At 73.1% G+C, this 18584-nt stretch carries 19 protein-coding genes; 10 read left to right on the top strand and 9 right to left on the bottom strand.

What is annotated here, in order from left to right; translation table 11 throughout:
• Positions 1-15: 15 nt before the first annotated feature.
• The gene (locus KZQ38_RS16280; protein WP_219442877.1) at positions 16-1524 is read left to right on the top strand and encodes an aromatic amino acid ammonia-lyase; all 1509 of its coding nucleotides are present in this window, start codon (positions 16-18) and stop codon (positions 1522-1524) included.
• Here the strand turns inward: KZQ38_RS16280 and KZQ38_RS16275 are convergent.
• Both KZQ38_RS16275 and KZQ38_RS16270 read right to left on the bottom strand, forming a co-directional pair.
• Positions 1505-2770, bottom strand: coding sequence for a sensor histidine kinase (locus KZQ38_RS16275; protein ID WP_308258432.1), 1266 nt, complete (start codon positions 2768-2770; stop codon positions 1505-1507). The two genes, KZQ38_RS16280 and KZQ38_RS16275, sit on opposite strands and share 20 nt — an antisense overlap.
• A 29-nt stretch (positions 2771-2799) precedes the next feature.
• Complete coding sequence (locus KZQ38_RS16270; RefSeq protein WP_443706240.1) at positions 2800-3489, bottom strand: response regulator transcription factor; 690 nt, start codon at positions 3487-3489, stop codon at positions 2800-2802.
• A 532-nt stretch (positions 3490-4021) separates the two neighbouring features.
• Between KZQ38_RS16270 and KZQ38_RS16265 the strand changes: the two genes are divergently transcribed.
• The 4 genes from KZQ38_RS16265 to KZQ38_RS16250 all read left to right on the top strand — a co-directional run bounded on the left by KZQ38_RS16265 (position 4022) and on the right by KZQ38_RS16250 (position 6952).
• Positions 4022-4183, top strand: a complete 162-nt coding sequence (locus KZQ38_RS16265; protein WP_219442873.1) for a hypothetical protein — start codon at positions 4022-4024, stop codon at positions 4181-4183.
• 468 nt (positions 4184-4651) lie between these two features.
• Positions 4652-5272: a DUF47 domain-containing protein gene (locus KZQ38_RS16260; protein ID WP_219442871.1), complete on the top strand. Its 621-nt coding sequence runs from the start codon at positions 4652-4654 to the stop codon at positions 5270-5272.
• Complete coding sequence (locus KZQ38_RS16255) at positions 5272-6261, top strand: inorganic phosphate transporter (protein WP_219442869.1); 990 nt, start codon at positions 5272-5274, stop codon at positions 6259-6261. Before KZQ38_RS16260 ends, KZQ38_RS16255 begins: the two co-directional genes overlap by 1 nt.
• Before the next feature lie 187 nt (positions 6262-6448).
• On the top strand, positions 6449-6952 hold the full coding sequence (locus KZQ38_RS16250) for a YbhB/YbcL family Raf kinase inhibitor-like protein (protein ID WP_308258441.1): 504 nt from the start codon (positions 6449-6451) through the stop codon (positions 6950-6952).
• 1 nt (position 6953) lies between these two features.
• Here the strand turns inward: KZQ38_RS16250 and KZQ38_RS16245 are convergent, their stop codons facing one another.
• From KZQ38_RS16245 to KZQ38_RS16225, 5 genes are read right to left on the bottom strand one after another with little or no spacing between them, the layout of a single operon-like run.
• Positions 6954-7970 carry a cytochrome d ubiquinol oxidase subunit II gene (locus tag KZQ38_RS16245; RefSeq protein ID WP_219442865.1) on the bottom strand — a complete coding sequence of 339 codons (1017 nt, stop codon included), beginning with the start codon at positions 7968-7970 and terminating at the stop codon, positions 6954-6956.
• Complete coding sequence (locus KZQ38_RS16240; RefSeq protein WP_308258431.1) at positions 7967-9322, bottom strand: cytochrome ubiquinol oxidase subunit I; 1356 nt, start codon at positions 9320-9322, stop codon at positions 7967-7969. The genes KZQ38_RS16245 and KZQ38_RS16240 overlap by 4 nt, the downstream gene beginning before the upstream one ends.
• 42 nt (positions 9323-9364) lie before the next feature.
• Positions 9365-9694, bottom strand: a complete 330-nt coding sequence (locus tag KZQ38_RS16235; RefSeq protein ID WP_219442863.1) for a DUF8129 domain-containing protein — start codon at positions 9692-9694, stop codon at positions 9365-9367.
• A gap of 53 nt (positions 9695-9747) precedes the next feature.
• Positions 9748-11385: a RecQ family ATP-dependent DNA helicase gene (locus KZQ38_RS16230; protein WP_219442861.1), complete on the bottom strand. Its 1638-nt coding sequence runs from the start codon at positions 11383-11385 to the stop codon at positions 9748-9750.
• Between the two features lie 45 nt (positions 11386-11430).
• Positions 11431-11946, bottom strand: coding sequence for an RICIN domain-containing protein (locus tag KZQ38_RS16225; RefSeq protein WP_219442859.1), 516 nt, complete (start codon positions 11944-11946; stop codon positions 11431-11433).
• Between the two features lie 304 nt (positions 11947-12250).
• Here KZQ38_RS16225 and KZQ38_RS16220 point away from each other — a divergent pair, with 304 nt between their 5' ends.
• Positions 12251-13057 carry an MBL fold metallo-hydrolase gene (locus tag KZQ38_RS16220; protein ID WP_219442857.1) on the top strand — a complete coding sequence of 269 codons (807 nt, stop codon included), beginning with the start codon at positions 12251-12253 and terminating at the stop codon, positions 13055-13057.
• A gap of 51 nt (positions 13058-13108) precedes the next feature.
• On the top strand, positions 13109-13942 hold the full coding sequence (locus KZQ38_RS16215; protein WP_219442855.1) for a siderophore-interacting protein: 834 nt from the start codon (positions 13109-13111) through the stop codon (positions 13940-13942).
• 115 nt (positions 13943-14057) lie between these two features.
• Here KZQ38_RS16215 and KZQ38_RS16210 read toward each other — a convergent pair whose 3' ends face one another.
• Positions 14058-15017, bottom strand: coding sequence for an inorganic phosphate transporter (locus KZQ38_RS16210; RefSeq protein WP_219442854.1), 960 nt, complete (start codon positions 15015-15017; stop codon positions 14058-14060).
• 160 nt (positions 15018-15177) lie between these two features.
• Entirely contained in the window at positions 15178-16260 is a 1083-nt protein-coding gene (locus tag KZQ38_RS16205; RefSeq protein ID WP_219442852.1) for a GTP-binding protein, read from the bottom strand.
• A 189-nt stretch (positions 16261-16449) separates the two neighbouring features.
• Here KZQ38_RS16205 and KZQ38_RS16200 point away from each other — a divergent pair, with 189 nt between their 5' ends.
• The 3 genes from KZQ38_RS16200 to KZQ38_RS16190 all read left to right on the top strand — a co-directional run bounded on the left by KZQ38_RS16200 (position 16450) and on the right by KZQ38_RS16190 (position 18579).
• A complete protein-coding gene (locus KZQ38_RS16200; RefSeq protein ID WP_257901438.1) occupies positions 16450-16860 on the top strand; it encodes an ArsR/SmtB family transcription factor in 411 nt (136 codons plus the stop codon).
• A gap of 91 nt (positions 16861-16951) precedes the next feature.
• A complete protein-coding gene (locus tag KZQ38_RS16195) occupies positions 16952-18211 on the top strand; it encodes an aminotransferase class V-fold PLP-dependent enzyme (protein ID WP_219442850.1) in 1260 nt (419 codons plus the stop codon).
• A 29-nt stretch (positions 18212-18240) separates the two neighbouring features.
• Complete coding sequence (locus KZQ38_RS16190; protein ID WP_219442848.1) at positions 18241-18579, top strand: arsenic metallochaperone ArsD family protein; 339 nt, start codon at positions 18241-18243, stop codon at positions 18577-18579.
• The last annotated feature ends 5 nt before the right edge of the window (positions 18580-18584 follow it).

The following is an 18584-nucleotide window of genomic DNA, read 5'->3' as shown; positions in this document are numbered from 1 at the left end:
CCTACCGTCGACGCCGTGACCACGACCGACTCCCGCACCGCGACCGACGCCCCCGTGGACCTCGGCGCGCCGTTGCGCGGCGCAGACCTCCACCGCGCGGCAGCACCCCTGCCGGTGCTCGTCGGCCCCGACGTCCGGAACCGCGTCGACCGGGGCCGCGAGTTCCTGCGCACGGTGCTCGCCGACGACGACCGCCCCGTGTACGGGGCCAAGACCGGGTTCGGCGCGCTGATCGGCTACGCCGGTCGCGCCGACCCCGCCGACCAGAGCGACAACACCCTGGCACACCTCGGCGCGGGCCAGGGACCCGACCTGCCCGCCGACGTCGTCCGCGCCGCGCTGCTGGTGCGCGCGTGGTCGCTGGCCCAAGGCGTGTCCGGGGTGTCCGCCCACGTCCTGGACGGCCTGGCCGCGATGTTCGCGACCACGTTCGTCCCGGCCGTGCCGCGGTACGGCTCGGTCGGCGCGAGCGGCGACCTCATCCCGCTCGCCTACGCGACCCAGGCGCTGCGCGGCCGGGGCCACGCCTACCTGGCCGGCGAGCGGATGCCCGCCCGGGACGCCCTGCGCCTCGCCGGCCTCGTCCCGCTGAGCCTGGACGGCCGCGACGCGCTGGCCCTGGTGAACGGCACGTCGGTGACCACCGCCGCCACCGCGCTCGCGCTCGACTCGGTCCGCGCCTCGCACCGCGCCGTGCGGGACCTCACCTGCCTGCTGGTGGACGTCGTCGGCGCGGACCCGGGTTTCCTCGACCCGCGCCTGATCGCCGCGTACCGCCACCCGGGCGCGGCCACCGTCGCCGACCACATGCGCGAGACGCTGGCCGGCACCGCGCCCAGCGGTTCCCGCGCGCTCCAGGAGCCCTACAGCATCCGGTGCTCACCGCAGCTCCTCGGCGCGGCCGAGGACGCGTTGCGCTACGTGGACGGCGTGGTGGCCGCCGACCTGGCCGGTGTCAGTGACAACCCGTTGTTCTTCCCGGACGACGACCTCGTCGCCCACGGCGGCAACTTCTTCGGCCAGCCGGCCGCGTTCGCCGCCGACGTCCTCGCCATGGTCACCGCTTCCCTGGGCAACCTCGCGGAGCGGCAGCTCGACCTGCTGGTGGACCCGGCCCGCAACACCGGCCTGCCGCCGATGCTGGCCGCCGGACCGGGACGCCAGCACGGGTTGCAGGGCGTGCAGCTGGCCACCACCGCGTTCGTCGCCGAGATCCGCCGCGGCACGCTGCCCGCGAGCACCCAGAGCCTGCCCACGAACCTGCACAACCAGGACGTCGTGCCGTTCGGCACGCAGGCCGCCCTGCGTGCCCACGACCTCGCCGAACTCCTGCGCCTGCTGTGCGGTTCGCTCGCGCTGGGACTGCGCCAGGCCGTCCACGTCGGCGGCAGGCGGCCCACGGCGCCCCGGTGCGCGGAGTTGCTCGACGCCCTCGTCGAGGCGATACCGCCGGTCGACCCGGACCGCCCGCTCGACGCGGACGTCCGCCGCGCCGCCGAGGTCGTCACCGGTGCCCGGTGCTGATCTCCCGACCGTCGTCCGCCGCCGCGGCGGACGACGGTTCGGGCGCGGGCTCACGCACCACCTCGGCCGGCGGCAGGCGCAGCGTGAACCGCGCGCCCCGACCCGGGTTGCCGACCGCCTCGACCGTGCCGCCGTGCGCGGTCACCACCTCCCGCAGCAACGCCAGCCCCAGTCCGAAGCGCCGCTCCGAGCCGCCCGCGCCGCGGCGGAACCGGTCGAACAGCCGGTCCGCCTCGACCGGGTCGAAACCCTCGCCGGTGTCCTCGACGGTCACCTCCACCCAGCCGTCCGGCCCCCGCTCCAGGCGCACGTCGATCCGGCCGCCCGCCGGGGTGTGGCGCACCGCGTTCGCCAGCAGCTCGCCGATCGCGCGCCGCAACGCGGTCTCGACGCCGATCACCGCCAGCGGACCGGCGGGGCGCTCGACGGTCAACGCGATGCGCCGCTCGCGGGCCCGGTCGCCCTCCGTCGCCACGGCGGACTCCGCCAGGCCGCCCAGGTCCACGACCTGACCGGTGGACTCGGCGTTCAGCCGCGCCGACAGCAGGAGGTCGTCGACCACGTCACCGAGACCCCGGATCGAACCGGCGAGCTTGGCCAGGCCGGCGCGGTGCTCGCCGGGCAGGTCGGCCGCCGCCGCGCGCCGCGCGAGGAGCTGGGCCCGCGTGTAGGCCCGTGCGATCGGCGTGCGCAGCTCGTGGCTGGCGTCGGTGACGAACCGCCGCTGCCGCGCCAGCGCCTCCGCCAGCGGCGCGACCGCGCGCCTGCCCACCAGCAGCCCCGTCACGGCCGCCGCGAGCAGGCCGCAGATCTCCGCGACCGCCAGGGCCAGCAGCAGGTGTTGCCGGTCGGCGATCTGGTAGCGGGTGTCGAACACCGCCTGCACCGTGCTGGTGCCGGGACCCGGCTGCGTGAGCACCAGGTACACCGTGTTGTCGCGTTCCACCGTGCGCTCGATCGCGCTGCCCGACTCGCGCGCCGCGGCGAGGTCGTCGTGCAGCGGGAACCCACGCGGCACCGGCAGCACGCCGTCGTCGATCACCCCGTTGTCCTGTGTGAACAGCCACGTGCAGCCCGGGGGAGTGGACGGCGTGCCGTACTTGGCGTTGTACCGCAGCTCGCGCGTCACCTGCGTGCCCTGGGCCTGCACCATCACGGCGTAGGCGATCCCGCCGACGAACCCGACCAGCACGGTGATCGCCAACCCCACCAGCAGGCTCACCCGCAGCCGTGCCCGTCGGATCACCACTCGTTCCGCTTCGGCCCACGAACGGCTCACAGCGCCCCCAACTGATATCCGAGTCCCGGCACCGTGCGCACCACCGAACGGCCGAGCTTGGTCCGCAGGTAGTACACGTAGGTGTCCACAATGGAGTGCGCGGACGCGTCCTGGAACACCGACCGCCGCAGCGCCGACCGCGTGTGCACCCGTTCCGGGTGGGCGGCGAGGATGCGCAGCAGCGCGAACTCGCGGGTGGTGAGCCGCACCCGCACGCCGTCGGGCAGCACCACCTCCCGCTGCCGGATGTCGAGGTGGCCCGCGCCGACGTCCAGCACGTCGCTCAGCTCCAGCGCCCGCCGGCACAGCGCACGCAGGCGGGCGCTCAGCTCGTCCAGGTCGAACGGCTTGACCAGGTAGTCGTCGGCGCCCGCGTCGAGGCCGTCGATCCGGTCGTGCACGGTGCCCAGCGCGGTGAGCATCAACGCCCGCGCCCGCACGGCCCTGGACCTCAAGCGCACCAAGAGGTCCATCCCGTCGAGGGCGGGTAAGCCGCGGTCGATGACCACGACGTCGTAGGGGCGGGTGAGCCCGAGGTGCAGACCGCGGTGCCCGTCCATGGCCACGTCCACGGCATAACCCTCCCCGCGCAGGGCGTCGGAGAGCAGTTCCACGAGTTCGCGGTCGTCCTCGACCAGGAGCAAGCGGAAGCGGTTGGCCTGCCGGAGTTCGGTGGTGCCGTGCACGTCCACCAGAATCCCACTTTGCGGTGTTCCGTCAACGTCACGGCGTGCTTGGCCGGCGTGGCCGAACGCGTTGCGGCATTGGTCGTACCACTACGCGGAACCGGCTATCGGGTGCGGCCGACACTCGTACCGGCCACGCCGCCCGAAGAGGCAAGGGAGCCCCGGCCGGATCCACCGTCGCCGGTGGACCTCTCGCCGAATCGCCGTCCTGAATGGCGAACGGATGATCCGTTCGTGCCGGCGGACGGCCCCATCGCGCACCGGGTTCGGGATCACGCACCGGTGGCGGTGGGCCGAACGGTCCATCGCGACCGCCCCGGCGGTCGGGACCGTCGCCATAGGACTGCCACATCGGACTCCGCTGACACCGCGTCACCGGGAGGCCCGGTCGGCGGGACGGTTCCGCCCGTGCCGGTGACGGGCAGCGGCTCATCGGTGGGCACGGCGGCCCGTGGGTCGACACTGTCGGCGACGGGACCCCCGGTCGGCCCCCGCGTGGTTCGGCCACCCGGCCGCCGGGTAGCCGACCACCATGTCCGAACCGGATGACGCACCGCTCAACCCGGAACCACCCCGCTCGCCGGGCACCCCGGGACTGGACGACCTCGACGTGGAGGTGCCGGAGGTCGCGCGCGAGGAACCCGCGGCGCAGGACGTGCGGGAGGAGGCGGGCACCGTGGAACCGCCCGACTGAGACGGTCCGAACGCGAACGCGGGCACGCCCCCGGCCGCGGCGGGGGCGGCGGCGGACCGGGGGCGTGATCAGGGGGTCGGTGCGGCGGTCACCGCTCGGCGTCGGCCGAACGGCGGCTCACGGCTCACGGACCGCGGGCCGAGGGCTCGTGGCTCGCGGGCTCACGGCTCACGGACCGTGGCTCGCGGGCTCGCGGTCCGTGGCTCGCGGCCCGTGGCTCGCGTTCACGGCCCGCGTTCGCTACCCGTGGCTCGTGGCTCGCGGTCGCGGACCGCGGCTCGCGGCTCGCACTGACCGCTTCGTGCAACGACCGGGGCCGACCCGCTGTTCCGCCTCGTCGGGGTGTCCTGAGCCTCACCCGGTCGAGTGGCGACGGGCGCGGACGGCGACCCGTGCCACCGCACCGGGTGAGAAACCAGCACACCCACGGGGCCGGGTCGATCAGGACCCGCCGGGGTACTCACCGTCATGCGGTTCAGTCGGAAGCCCAAAGGGGCGAAGTTCTTCGAGCTGTTCGCGGGCATCGGGACGAACATCGGCGCCAGCGTCGACGTGCTGAAGCAGTTCGTGGCGGCACCGGTCGAGCGGCGGGCGGACCTGGCCGCGCGGATGCACGAGCTGGAGCACGCGGGCGACGACGCGACGCACGCGCTCGTCGAACTGCTCGACCGGTCGTTCGTGACCCCGTTCGACCGGGACGACATCTACCGGCTGGCGATCCGGCTGGACGACGTGGTCGACCACATGGACGCGGCGGTCGACCTGGCCACCCTCTACCAGGTCGGCGAGCTGCCACCCGGCGTGACCGCCCAGGTGGAGCTGCTGTGCCGGGCCGCCGGCCGGACCGCGGACGCCATGCCGCGCCTGGTCACGCCCCAGGACCTCACCGCGTACTGGGTGGAGGTCAACGAGCTGGAGAACGAAGCGGACCAGGTGTACCGGAAGCTGCTGGCGGTGTTGTTCAACGGGCAACGCGACGCGTTGGAGGTCATGAAGCTGAAGGAGGTCGTGGACGAGTTGGAGTCGGCGGCCGACGCCTTCGAGCACGTGGCGGACGTCGTGCACTCCATCGCGGTCAAGGAGTCCTGATGCCGACCGCCGGGCTGGTGCTCGTGGTCGTGCTCGCCTTGGCGTTCGACTTCACCAACGGCTTCCACGACGCCGCGAACGCCATCGCGAGCGCGGTGTCGACGCGTGCCCTGACGTTGCGCGGCGCACTGGCGCTGGCCGCGGTGATGAACCTGGTGGGCGCGCTGCTGGGCACGGGGGTCGCCGTGACCATCGCGTCGGGTGTCATCGACACGCCGATGGGCGAGGACGCGCTGCACGTCGTGATCGCCGCCCTGGTCGGCGCGATCACGTGGAACCTCGTCACGTGGTACTTCGGCCTGCCGTCCTCGTCGTCGCACGCGCTGGTCGGCGGGCTGGTGGGCGCCGCGCTGGCGTCCACGACCCGGGTGCACTGGTCGGGCGTGCTGGAGAAGGTCGTCGTGCCGATGATCATCTCACCGGTGATCGGCCTGGTCCTGGGTTACGGGGTGATGACCGCGATCCGGTGGGCGTTCCGCGACGCCAACGCGCACCGCGCGAGCCGCCTGATGCGCCGGGCTCAGGTGTTCTCGGCCGCGGGCCTCGCCCTGGGGCACGGCCTCCAGGACGCGCAGAAGAGCATGGGCGTGATCGTGCTCGCGCTCGTGGTGAGCGGCCACCAGGCCGACTACGGCGTGCCGCTGTGGGTGGTCCTGGCGTGCGCGCTGGCGTTGTCGGCGGGCACGTACTCGGGCGGCCTGCGGATCATGCGCACCCTCGGCAGGCGCATCTTCCACCTGACACCGCCGCACGGCTTCGCCGCCGAGGTGTCGGCCGCCTCGGTGCTTTACCTGACGGCGTTCGCGTTCCACGCTCCGGTGTCCACCACGCACGTCATCACCTCGGCGGTGATGGGCGTGGGCGCGACGACCCGCCGTTCGGCGGTGCGGTGGTCCGTCGCGGCGGATATCGCGAAGGGCTGGGTGCTCACGCTGCCCGCCGCCGCCGTGGTGGCCGCAGCCGCGTACGGCGTCGTTGGGCTCGTGTGAGGAAGACGGGGTTGGGTAGCCCGAATGGAGGTATCGAGAGGAGACGGACATGCCCGACCCAGGCAGTCACGCGTACGACGTCAAGCGCACGCGGTTGCGCGGCGAACTCGACAACAGCGGGGTGCCCGACCAGCACGCCGACCGGGCCGCCAACGAGCGGTTGCGGCAGGAGCACCCGCCGCGCCCGGTGGGTGAGCGCGCGGCGGGCCCGGCGGGCGGTGGCGGCGGCGCGGCCGAGGACGGCGGTCTGGACCTGCGCAGCGCCGCGTTCAGCGGGCACACCCTCATCCCCGACCGCTACTCGCGCGACGGCGGCAACACCTCACCGCCGTTGCGGTGGTCGTCCGCGCCGTCCGGGGCGGAGGAACTGGCGCTGCTGTGCGAGGACCCGGACGCGCCCGGCGGCACGTTCACGCACTGGGTCGTCACCGGCATCCCGGCCGACGTGACCTCCGTCGAGGAGGGCTCGACGCCGGACGGCGCATCGGTCGGTCGCAACGACTACGGCGACACCGGCTGGGGCGGTCCGCAGCCGCCCGTGGGCGACGAGCCGCACCAGTACGTGTTCCGGCTGTTCGCCGTGGACCGGCCGCTCGGGTTGGGCGACGGCGTCACGGCCGACGACCTGCGTGCCGCGATCGACGGCCACGTGCTGGCCGGGGGCACCCTGGTCGGGTTGTTCGGCCGCTGAGTCACACCCCGGACCGCTCCCGCGCCGTCGCCGGTCGCTGGAACAGGACGTAGAGGTAGGTCAGGGCGGGACCGAGCACCAGCGCGCCCGCGCACAGGGCGACGAGCAGCGCGAGCAGCGTCGGCCGACCGGCCGCCGCCTGCTCCACGGTCAGCTCGGGCAGCAGCACGTACGGGTACTGGCCCACCGCCCAGCCGACCAGGATCGCGCTGACGGCGACCGCCGACGCGATCCGGGCGGCGGTGTACCGGCGCGTCCACAGCAGGACCAGCGCCACCGAGCCGGCCACCGCGGACAGCAGCACGACCGGCAGGCCGCGGCCGGTCAGCCCGGTGAACAGCAGCGGCGCGTCGGCGTGCAGCACGGCGATGCCCGCCAGCCCGACCGCACCGGTCGCGGCGGCGGTGAGCAGCGCGCGGCGGCGGAACGCCTCGGCCAGGTCGTCCTCGCCGTCGCGCCGCGCGTCACCGCACAGGAACACCGCCGCCAGGTAGGCGCAGGCCAGCACGGCGAGCGTCCCGCCGAGCGCCGACGTGGGGTTCACCCAGCTGCCCACGACATCGCCCCCGCCGACGTCCCGGTGCACCCGCCCCGAGGCCGCCCCGCCCACGACCGCGCCCAGGAAGAACGGCGTGAGCAACGACGACAGGGCGAACGCGGCCCCGAAGAACCGCCGCATACCCGGGGTGTCGACGCTCTTGCGGTAGGCGAACGCCGCGCCACGCGCGATGATCCCGAACGCCGCCAGCGTGAGCGGCACGTACAGGGTCGTGACCGCGGCGGCGAACGCCCTCGGGAAACCGGTCCACAACACCACCAGCACGAAGATCAACCAGACGTGGTTGGCCTCCCACACCGGTCCGATCGACCGCTCGACCCGGTCCCGCACGCGTCGCCCGCGCTCGGTGCCGCCCGCGAGCAGGTCCCACACACCGCCGCCGAAGTCCGCGCCGCCGAACAACGCGTACGCGACGAGTCCGACGAACGCCGCGCCCAGCACGGCTTCCGCGAGGGTCACCGCGCCTCCTCCAGCTCCTGGGGCGCACGCGTGTCGCGGCCCCGCGCCAGCCTGCGCAGCACGATGACCGTGAACACGGTGAGCACGGTGTAGACCGCCAGCACCGCCACCAGGCCCCACCCCAGGCCGGGTGCCGGGCTCACGGCGTCCGCGGTGCGCAGCAGCCCGTAGACGATCCACGGCTGCCGGCCGACCTCGGTGGTGACCCACCCGGCCTCCATGGCGACCACGGCGGCGACCCCGGACACCGCGACCGCGCGCAGGAACCAGTCGGTGCGCGGCAGCCGCCGCCGACGCCACCACACCAGGCCGAACCAGAGCGCGAGCAGCAGCAACCCGGTGCCCAGGCCGACCATCGCGTTGTAGGACAGGTGCACGACGTTGACCGGCGGCCGCTGGTCGGCGGGCACCTCCGCCAACCCCGGCACCACCCCGGACGGGTCGTGGTGGATCAACAACGACAGCCCGTAGGGGATTTCCAACGCGTAGTGGAGCGCGTCGTCGCGGTAGATGCCGCCGAAGGACAGACCCGCGCCCGCCGTCGTCTCGTACTGGGCCTCCATCGCGGCCAGCTTCGCCGGCTGGTTGTCGGCCACGGTGTTGGCGATCCAGTCACCGACACCGACCTGCACCGGGGCCGCGATCGCCGCGACGGTCAGCGGTACCAGCAGGCCCAGCCGGTGGTAGCGGTCGCGCCGACCGCGCAGCATCCCGATCGCGTAGACCGAGGCGACCAGGAAGCCGGTGACCATGAACGCCGCCAACCACATGTGGACGAACTGCGGCCACGTCGACGGCCCGAACATCGCCGCCCACGGCCGGGCGTCGACCACGTCGCCCCGCTCGTCCAGGCGGAACCCGGTGGGGTTGTTCATCCAGGCGTTGGCCGACACCACGAAGAACGCGCCGGCGATGCCGGCCACCACCATCGGCAGCGCGCTGAGCATGTGCGCGCGCGGCGACAGCCGGTTCCAGCCGAACAGGTAGACGCCGACGAAGATGGCCTCCACGAAGAACGCGAAGCCCTCCAGCACGAACGGGAAGCCGAACACCTCGCCGAACCGCGCCATCAGCCCCGGCCACAGGATGCCCATCTCGAACGACAGCAGCGTGCCCGACACCGCGCCCGCGGCGAACAGCACGCCCATCGCCTTGGCCCACGTGTGCGCCAGCCGCGTCAGCGCTTCGTCACCGCGGCGGTGACCCCGCCACTCGGTGAACACCACGATCGCCGGGAAGGCGATCCCGAAGCAGGCGAAGACGATGTGCCAGCCGAGCGACAACGCCATCTGGGTGCGTGCCGGGAGCAGGTTCCCCGCACCCTCGGCGAGCACGAACTCCAGTCCGGCCACCGGACTCCCTCCACGTGGGGCGCACCCGGCGCGGGCCGCCGGTCAGGAACGGCCGCGGGAGGGCGTCTGGTCCGCGACGCCGTGCCTCAGCGGTGTGGTCGGGTCGGGGGAGTGGGCGGGCGAGACCTCCGGCGCCCGCCGGCCCCGGTCCGCGGGCGGGGCGGAGCGCTGGTCGCCGGCCGCCGGTTCCGCGCCGCCCTCCACCTCGGCCAGGCGGGTGGTCAGCAGCTCGGTCACGGGTGTCCGGTCGCCGTGCCGCCGTTCGTGGTCGAGCACTTGGCGCAGCTCCTCGGCCGACAGCGACCTGATCCGGTGGCGCAGGTCGCCGAGCGTGAGGTGGTCGTAGTCCCGGATGGGGAAGGCGTCGTCCATGCGCGCTGGCTACCCGGGCGACCGGGTGCGAAACGGGCAATCCACCGGGCGGGTCACGACCCGTCCAGCAGGTCCTGCTCCCGCACCGCGCGCAGGGACAGCGTCTTGTACCCCACCCGGTCGAACAGGACGGTGATGCGGTCGGCCTCCACCGACATCACGACACCGGGACCCCACTCCCGGTGGTGGACGCGGCTGTCCACGGGGAACGCGTCGGTGCCCGGCGCGACGCGGCGCGCGGTGCCGGCGTCGCACGTGTCGCAGTTGCCGCACGGCTCCGGCAGCCGCTCGCCGAAGTAACCCAGGAGGTGCTGCCGCCGGCACCCCGTGGTCTCGGCGTACTCGCGCACCATGTCGATCCGGGAGCGCACCAGCCGCCGGTACGCCTGCTCGGCGTCCACGGCCTGCTCGACCGCCTCGTCGGGGGTCAGGTCCGGGTCGGTGCCCAGGCGTCCGGAACCGTCCACGGTCACGGCGTCGGCCTGGACCAGCAGGTTGACCGCCCGCGTGCGCCGGGCCGGCGGCGCTTCGACCTCTTCGGCCAGCGTGTCCGGGGCAACGGGGCCTTCGTGCTCGTCAAGGGCCCGGACCACCTGGCCGACGGTCTCCTCCGCCGACTTGCCGGAGGTCAGGAACCGCTGGAGGCCCAGGTCCTCGGGGCGGTAGCAGAGCACCACCTCGGCCGGTTCACCGTCCCGCCCGGCGCGTCCGATCTGCTGGTAGTACGAGTCCAGGGACTCCGGCGCGGACGCGTGCACGACGAACCGCACGTCGGGTTTGTCGATGCCCATCCCGAACGCCGAGGTGGCCACCACCACGTCGACCTCGTCGGCCATGAACCCCTGGTGCACCCGTTCGCGGTCGGCCGCCTTCATCCCGGCGTGGTAACCCTCCGCGCGCACACCGGCGCGGGCCAGCTCCGCGGCGTGGAACTCGGCCTCCTTGCGGCTGGCCGCGTAGACCAGGCCGCGCCGCGTGGCGGGGTCGGCGGTCAGCCCGCGCACGCGCGCGGTGACGGCGGCGCGCTTGGCGGCGTCGTCGGTGAACCGCTCCACCGCGAGGTGCAGCTCCGGCCGGTCGAAGCTCGCCACCACCTCCCGGTGGTCCCGGAGACCCAGCCGCGTCACGACGTCCCGCCGCACCGGCGGCGCGGCGGTGGCCGTCAACGCGACGACGACCGGGTGGCCCAGCCGCTCGACCACGTCACCCAGTCGCAGGTAGTCGGGCCGGAAGTCGTGGCCCCACGACGAGACGCAGTGCGCTTCGTCGACCACGAACAACGACACGCCGAGCTTCGCCAGTTCCTCGACCCGCGCTTCGTCGGCCAACTGCTCCGGTGCGAGGAACACGTACTCGGCGGCGCCCTCCCGCAACGCCTCCCAGGCGTCCCGCCGCTCGTCCGCCCGCTGCGCGGAGTTCACCACCACCGCCTCCGGGGCCCGGCTGTCCTCGATGCCCTCCACCTGGTCGTGCTGGAGCGCGATGAGCGGCGACACCACCACCGTCGGCCCGGCCAGGACCAGCGCCGGCACCTGGTAGATCGCGGACTTGCCCGCGCCGGTCGGCAGCACCACGAGCACGTCGTGCCCCGCCACCACGTGCTCCATCGCCTCGACCTGCTCGGGCCGCAACCGCGTCCACCCGAACTTCGTCGCGGCCAGCCGCCGCAGCTCATCGCTGGAGGTCGTCACCGCCGAGGCGTACCACCGCACGCGTGCCGGAAACGCACCGCGCGCTCACACCAGGTAGATGTTCCACTGCTGGTCGGCGCGGTTGGCGTCGCAGGGCGCCAGCGCCAGTTGGGCCGACAACCCGGCGTGCGTGACGCACTCGCCGGTGGCCGCGTTCGCGAACAGGGACGGGGTGCTGCCGGGGTCGCCGATCGGCCGCCGCTCCCACCGCTGCGCGTCCTCGGCGGCGCACGCGGCCTGCGACAGCGCGCCGCTCGTGGCGGCCAGGCAGTGCGCGCTCGCGGCGTTGCGGAACGTGCCCGCGTCCGGGTCCCAGTACCAGTGCTGGGACCCGGTGTCGGTGAACTCGCGCAGGGTCACGGGCGCGCCGCCGGCCCCGTCCCAGACACCCGTGCCCACGTCGGCGCTGCCGAGGAAGACCAGGTGCTCGACCGCGACGGCCGCGGTCGGCGTCGCGGCGAGCAGCGCGGCGGTGAGGACGGTGGTGGTGGCTGCGGTGAGCGCGCGGTGTGCCATCTGCGGTGCTCCGTTCCACGTCCGGGTGCCCGCGGTGCCGGGCACGTCGCGAGTATGTGCGGGCGTGCCGGCGAGCAGCCATCCCCCTTCCCCCGACCGGGCCCGGGAACCACCTGCCCGGCCCAGTGCGCCCGGCCCCGGCGCGCCCTGCCTGCCCGGCGCGCCCAGCCCCCGGCGTGCCCTGTCCAGCTCAGCGCGCCAACTGTCTGGTCCGGCGCGCCCGCGTGGCCGGCCTGGCACGTGCGTGGTCGGTCCGGCGCGCCCGCATGGTCGGTCCGGCGCGCCCGCATGGTCGGGCCGGTGGTGGGTAATCGGGGTGTGCCGGAGCGCTGGTCGAAAGGGGTTCGCCGTGCCGGATTCGCTGTTCTTCGTCGGCAACGCGACGACCGTCCTGCGCGTGGGGCCGTTCACGTTGCTGACCGATCCCAACTTCATCCACAAAGGACAGTGGGCGTACTTCGGCCAGGGCCTGTTCTCCCGGCGGCGCGCGGACCCGGCGGTGGAGGTGGCCGACCTGCCCGCGCTGGACGCCGTCGTGCTCTCGCACCTGCACGGCGACCACTTCGACCGGGTGGCGGCTCGCGAACTGGACCGCGACCTGCCGGTCCTGACCACCGCGCACGCCGCGAAGTGGTTGGCGCGCCGGGGTTTCCGCGAGCCGGTCGCCCTGGCGAGGTGGTCGGAGCAGGTGCTGGTCAAGGACGAGGCGGTGCTGACCGTGACGGCCCTGCCGGGCAGGCACGCGCTGGGCCGGGTCGCCGCCCTGCTGCCGCCGGTGATGGGCACCATGGTGGAGTACCGCCCCCGACCGGGCGCGCCGCCGCTGCGCGTGTACTTCAGCGGGGACACGCTCGTCCACGACGACCTCCGGGAGATCCGGGAGCGCTTCCCCTCGATCGACGTGGCCGTGGTGCACCTGGGTGGCACCAAGTTCCTCGGCATCCTGCTGACGATGGACGGCACGCAGGGCGTCGACCTGCTGGAGCTGCTGCGCCCGCGGCACGCCGTCCCGGTGCACTTCGACGACTACGGCCTGATGAAATCGCCGCTGTCCGACTTCGTCGCCGAGGTCGCCCGCCGCCGACCCGCCGTCGACGTCACCTACCTGGCGCGCGGCGACACGTTCCCGCTGCCTCCCACCGGTATGTATGGTTAGCCTTACCTACGTAAGATCACCTGCCGGTGGTCGAGGAAAGGCGGTGCCCGGATGTCGGTGGCCACAGCGGTCGAGGTCGAACCCTTCCGGCACTTCGACGCCGAGGTGCTGGCCGTTCGCCCCGTGGGGGCGAGCCTGGTGCGGGTGACGTTCGGGGGGCCCGACATGCGGGACGTGACCACCAGTGGTCCCGATCAGCGGATCAAGGTGTTCCTGCCGGCGGAGGACGGGCTCGCGGTGCCGGTGCCCACGGGGGCGGACTGGTACGCGCGGTACCGCGCGTTGCCGCCGGCGGGCAAGCCGGTGATGCGGACCTACACGATCCGCGCGGCGCGGGACGGCGAGATCGACGTCGACTTCGTGCTGCACGGCGACGTCGGGCCGGCGTCGCGGTGGGCGGGTGCGGTGGCGCCGGGTGACCGCGTGGTGCTCATCGCGCCGGACGGCAGGTACCCCGGCTACCGGGACGGCGAGCGGATCGGCGCCGACTACGCGCCGCCCGCCGACGCCGACTGGCAGTTGATCGCCGGTGACGAGACCGCGTTGCCGGCGATCTCGGGCATCGTGGCGGTGCTGCCCGACGACTGCGTGGCCCACGTGTTCGTGGAGGTGCCCGCCGAGGGTGACCGGGTCGACTGGGCCGTGCCGCCGGGTGTGGCGGTGACCTGGCTGGTGCGTGGCGAGGGCGACCTGGCGACGGCCGTGCGTGCCGCGAACCTGCCACCCGGTGCCGGCTACGCGTGGCTCGCGGGCGAGGCCGGCGTGGTCCGAGCCCTCCGCCGCCACCTCGTGGGCGACCGCGGCCTGGACCGCGGCCGGGTCTACTTCGGCGGCTACTGGCGGCGGGGCAAGTCCGAAGACGCGCCCCACGAGGAAGAGGACTGAGCCGGTCCTTCGGCACCCGATGTCCGAGCGTGGCCACCGGGCAACCGTGATCGCGCGGGTCGGCCTGCCGGCCACCCGGCCGGTGGAGCGGGGCGCGCTGCCGGGTCCCCGGCGGTCAGGCGGTCAGCAGGTAGGTGATGGCGGCGACTGCTCCGGCGACGGGCGGGGTGACCAGCCAGGCGATGGCGAACTGGCCGATGGTCTTGCGGTTGACGCGGTTCACGGCCAGGCCGGCGCTGCCGGCGATCGCGCCCGTGGAGACGTGGGTGGTGGACATCGGCAGGCCGGCGGAGGCGCCGATGCCGACGAGGGCGGCGGTGGTGAGGTTGGCGGTGAAGCCTTCGCGATGACTCATGCGGACGACGTCCTCGGCCAGGCGCTCGGCCACGCGCAGGCCGCCGATCACGGAACCGGCGGCCATCGCGCCGGCGACGACGAGCAGGACCTGCCAAGGGGCGAAGCCGGCTGGCACCAGGGCGAACGCGCCGATGGCGACGATCTTCGGTGCGTCGTTGAGGCCGCGGGCGAACCCGGTGAGGCCGCTGGTGATCCAGTGCGCGACGCCGAGCACGCGGTCCGCCCGCCCGGCCGAGGCCGCGCGGGAACGTCGCCCGGCCAACACCGCGAGCAGTACGGAGACGCCGTAGGCGACGACGACGCTGAGCAGCAGCGGTTGCACCAGCCGCGGCACCACGGCCGACCACACCACCGAGCCCGAGGCGAACAACGCCCCCGCCCCGAGCAGGGAGCCGATCAACGCGTGGGTCGTCGACACCGGTAAGCGCAGGACGGTGGCGAGGGCGACCCACGCGCCGGTTCCCACGAGCACGGCGATCGCGAATTCGGCGGTCGGTGGGGCGGACACGATCCCCGTGGAGAACAGGGCGGTCATCCGGGAAGCGAGCTGCAAGGACACGAGGCACCCGGCCAGGGTCGTGACGGTGCCCCACAGAATCGCGGTGCGGAATCCCGCCACGCCCGCCCCGGCCAGGGTGGCGACGCCTTTGGGCACGTCGTTGCTGCCGTTGACGGCAGCGAGGAAGGTCACCAGGACAAGCACCACGGCCACCGTCATGACGCACTCCCCACGTTTCCCCGGAATTTCCCCAACGTTCACCCGTCGATCGAACGACGCGATCGGCCGATTGCGGGATCTTCCATTCGGCACCGCACCAAAAAGAATGCGCGAGGCAGTGCTCCGGCCGGCTTGCCCGACCGGAGTGCGGGAAATACGGTCACATCCGGTGCACGGGCTCGGGGAACCCGGGGCGGAAGACGTCGCCGGCGCGCGTGCCGCTGTCGGCCCCGGTCGCCGCGTCGGCCGCGGCCAGGCACCGGCCGATCAGGGTGTCGAGGTCGTCGGGACTGGTGCGCACGCGGGCGTTGAGGACGACCTCCGCGGTGCGGGTGGGCACCCAGAGCTGCTCGTCGAAGGTCGGCTCGGCGCCCGCCCCGGTGAGGCTGGCCTTCGTGGTGCCGTCCGGGCTGGTGACGCGGACCTTCACGTGGCCGACGGTCATGCCCGCGCGCGCGGCGGCGGAGCCCAGTTCGGCGAGCAGGTGGCGGACCCACTCGGCGGGTGCGAACGTCGTGGCGGAGCGCAGGGACAAGGACTGGTTGGTCCAGGCGAGTTCGGCTTCGGCGGCGCCGTAACGCCGGTAGTCGACGGCGAACGGCCGGTGTTCGCCGGAACCGGAGGTGGCCCACAGCGCCACCAGTTCGTCCAGCCCGGCTCCGGTCGCGGCGGAGAAGGCGACGACGCGCGCGTGCGGGAACCGAACCTGCACCTGGTCGCGGACGCGGCCGACCTCGACCGGGGAGAGCAGGTCGGCCTTGTTGATCGCGATGATGTCGGCCTCGTCGAGTTGGTGGCGGAACAGGTACGCGAGGTCGGGTTCGGTGGCGGGGTCGTCCCACAGCGGGCTCAGGCCCGCGTAGCGCACCGGGTCCACGAGCACGGTCAGCGGGGCGACGTGCAGGTCGTCGCCGTAGAAGTGGCGCAACGGCCGGATGACGGTGGACTGGAGGTCGGTGCAGCTCCCGACCGCCTCGGCCAGCACCACATCCGGGTGCGCGTCGCTGGTCAACCGGGTGACCACGGCGGCTAAGTCCTCGAACTTGCAGCAGAAACAGCCACCGGTGACCTCGGAGACGTCGCCCAGCGAGGCGGCGGCGAGCGAGGTGTCGACCAGGTCGACGCCCTGGTCGTTGGTGATGACGCTGACCGTGCTGCCGGCGCCCTCGAAGCGGCGCCCGGCGGCGATCATCGTGGTGGTCTTGCCGGCGCCCAGGAACCCGCCCAACGGTACGAAACGCATGTCGTCCTCCTCGTGAAGGCACCCCGAGGAGGACGCGCAAGTCGGACTTCCCCCGGTGGGACGTGCCGAGATGGGTTGAGCCTGGTGAGACCGCGAGTCTGCGTCACCGTCGTCCTTCAATCAAGGTCAATATTCGTAGTTGTCGATACGGCTGTTCCGGACGTCCCCGGCAAACGGCATACTGGGCGTATGCGAGAGCTGCCGATGGTGGACGACCGCACGGCCTGCGACTCCGGGGAGTGCGGTCCCGGCGGCTGCGGTCCCGAGGGCTGCGGCACGGCCGGCGCGGGCAGCCTCGACACCGGCGCGGCCGCGGACCTGGCGGCCAAGCTCAAGCTGCTGGCCGACCCCGTCCGCCTGCGGCTGCTCAACCTGCTGGCGACCGCGCCGGCGGGCGAAGTGTGCGCGTGCGACCTGGTGGAGCCGCTGGGCCGCAGTCAGCCCACGATCAGCCACCACCTCAAGGTGCTGCGTGACGCGGGCCTGGTCGACGGCGAACGCCGGGGCACCTGGATCTGGTACTCGGTGCGCCGCGAGGCGATCGTCGAGGTGTTGGACGCGTTGCGCGCCGCCACCGGCCTGGCCGCGTCGCTGGTCTGACCGATCCCCTTGACAACGCCCTCGGGCGTATCCACGCTTGTCGATATCGACCGTCATCTATGTGGCGGCCCCGTGTCGTCAGGGGGAACTTGTGAGCACTCCAACGGTGTCGGACCTGACGGCGTTGCGCGCCGACTTCCCGACCATCCGGCCGGACGAGGTGTTCCTGGACAGCGTCGCCTCGTCGCTGACGCCCAGGTCCGTGGTCGACGCGATGACCTCGTACTACCTCAACGACCGGGCGAACATCCACCGCGGCACCTACGACCTGTCCATGCGGGCGTCGGAGAAGTTCGACGCGGCCGTCGCGTCGGTCGCCGGGTTCATCGGCGCGCTGCCGCAGGAGATCGTGCTGACGAGCAACACCACGCACTCGATCAACCTGGTCGCGCACACCCTGGACTTCCAGCCCGGTGACGAGATCGTGCTGACCAGCCTGGAACACACGTCGAACATGGCGCCGTGGGTCCGCATGGCGCAGGAGAAAGACCTCCAGCTGCGCTGGTACAACGCCGGCCGTACCGGGCACGTCGACGCCGACGAGCTGATCAAGCTCATCGGGCCGCGCACCAAACTCGTCACCTGCACGGCCGTCTCCAACGTCCTGGGCACGATGCCCCCGATCGCCGCCATCGGTCGGGCCTGCCGCGAGCGCGGTGTGCTGTTCCTGGTCGACGCCGCGCAGGCCGCACCGCACCTGCCGCTGGACGTCGTCGAGCTGAACTGCGACTTCCTGGCGTTCTCCGGTCACAAGATGCTCGGCCCGACCGGCATCGGCGTGCTGTACATCCGCATGGACCTGGCGACTTCGCTGATGCCGGGCATGATCGGCGGCGGCACCCTGGACACCAGCGCGTGCGACTGCCCGTCGCTGGAGGAGTGCAGCCTGGACTACTGCTCCTACAGCGAACTCCCCGACAAGTGGCAGGCCGGGACACCGCCGATCGCCGAGGCGTACGGCCTGCACGCCGCCATCGAGTACCTGCGCGGCGTCGGGTTCGACCGGATCGCCGCGCACGACCGGGCACTGATGGACCGCCTGGTGGACGGGTTGCGGTCGGTGAAGGGCATCGACATCTACGGCCCGGAGGACAACGCCGACCGGCTGGCGATCGTGTCGTTCAACATCGGCGACCTGCACCCCGACGAGGTCGGCCGCATCCTCAACGAGCGCTACCACATCGGCGTGCGCACCGGTCAGCACTGCGCGGTCAACTACTTCAACGAGGTCAACGGCCACGCGGGCTCACCGGGCAACGTCCGGGCCGGTGTCTACCTCTACAACACCGCCGAGGAAGTCGACCGGACGGTGCGCGCGGTCGACGAGATCGCCACCACGCTGCTGCGCTGAACCACCCCTTCGTCCACAGTGGAGTGACAATGGCCGACATCGTCCAGTTCTTCGACCGCCCGTGCTGCGGTCCGTCCGCGGCGTCCAACCTCGCCGACTTCCTGCGCGACCGCGTCGGGGAAGGCGTGGCCGTCGAGTACCACAACCTGAACTCCTCCGGCACTGAGCCGGTGAGCGTGCCCAGTTCCGTCATCGGCCACCTGAGCAGCCAGGGCGCGCTGCCGGTCATGGCCGTCAACGGGCAGATCGTCGCCGCGGGATCGATGCCCAACCTGATGGACGCGCTCGACCTCGCCACCGGTCGCGCCGAGGCACCCGCGGGCACCCTGACCCTGACCCTCGCCCCGGGCTCGTCCGGCTGCTGCTGACCCGA

This window comes from Saccharothrix obliqua (assembly GCF_019375475.1).
GTDB classification, from domain to species: domain Bacteria; phylum Actinomycetota; class Actinomycetes; order Mycobacteriales; family Pseudonocardiaceae; genus Actinosynnema; species Actinosynnema obliqua.
This window is presented reverse-complemented; position numbering and strand designations above follow the sequence as displayed.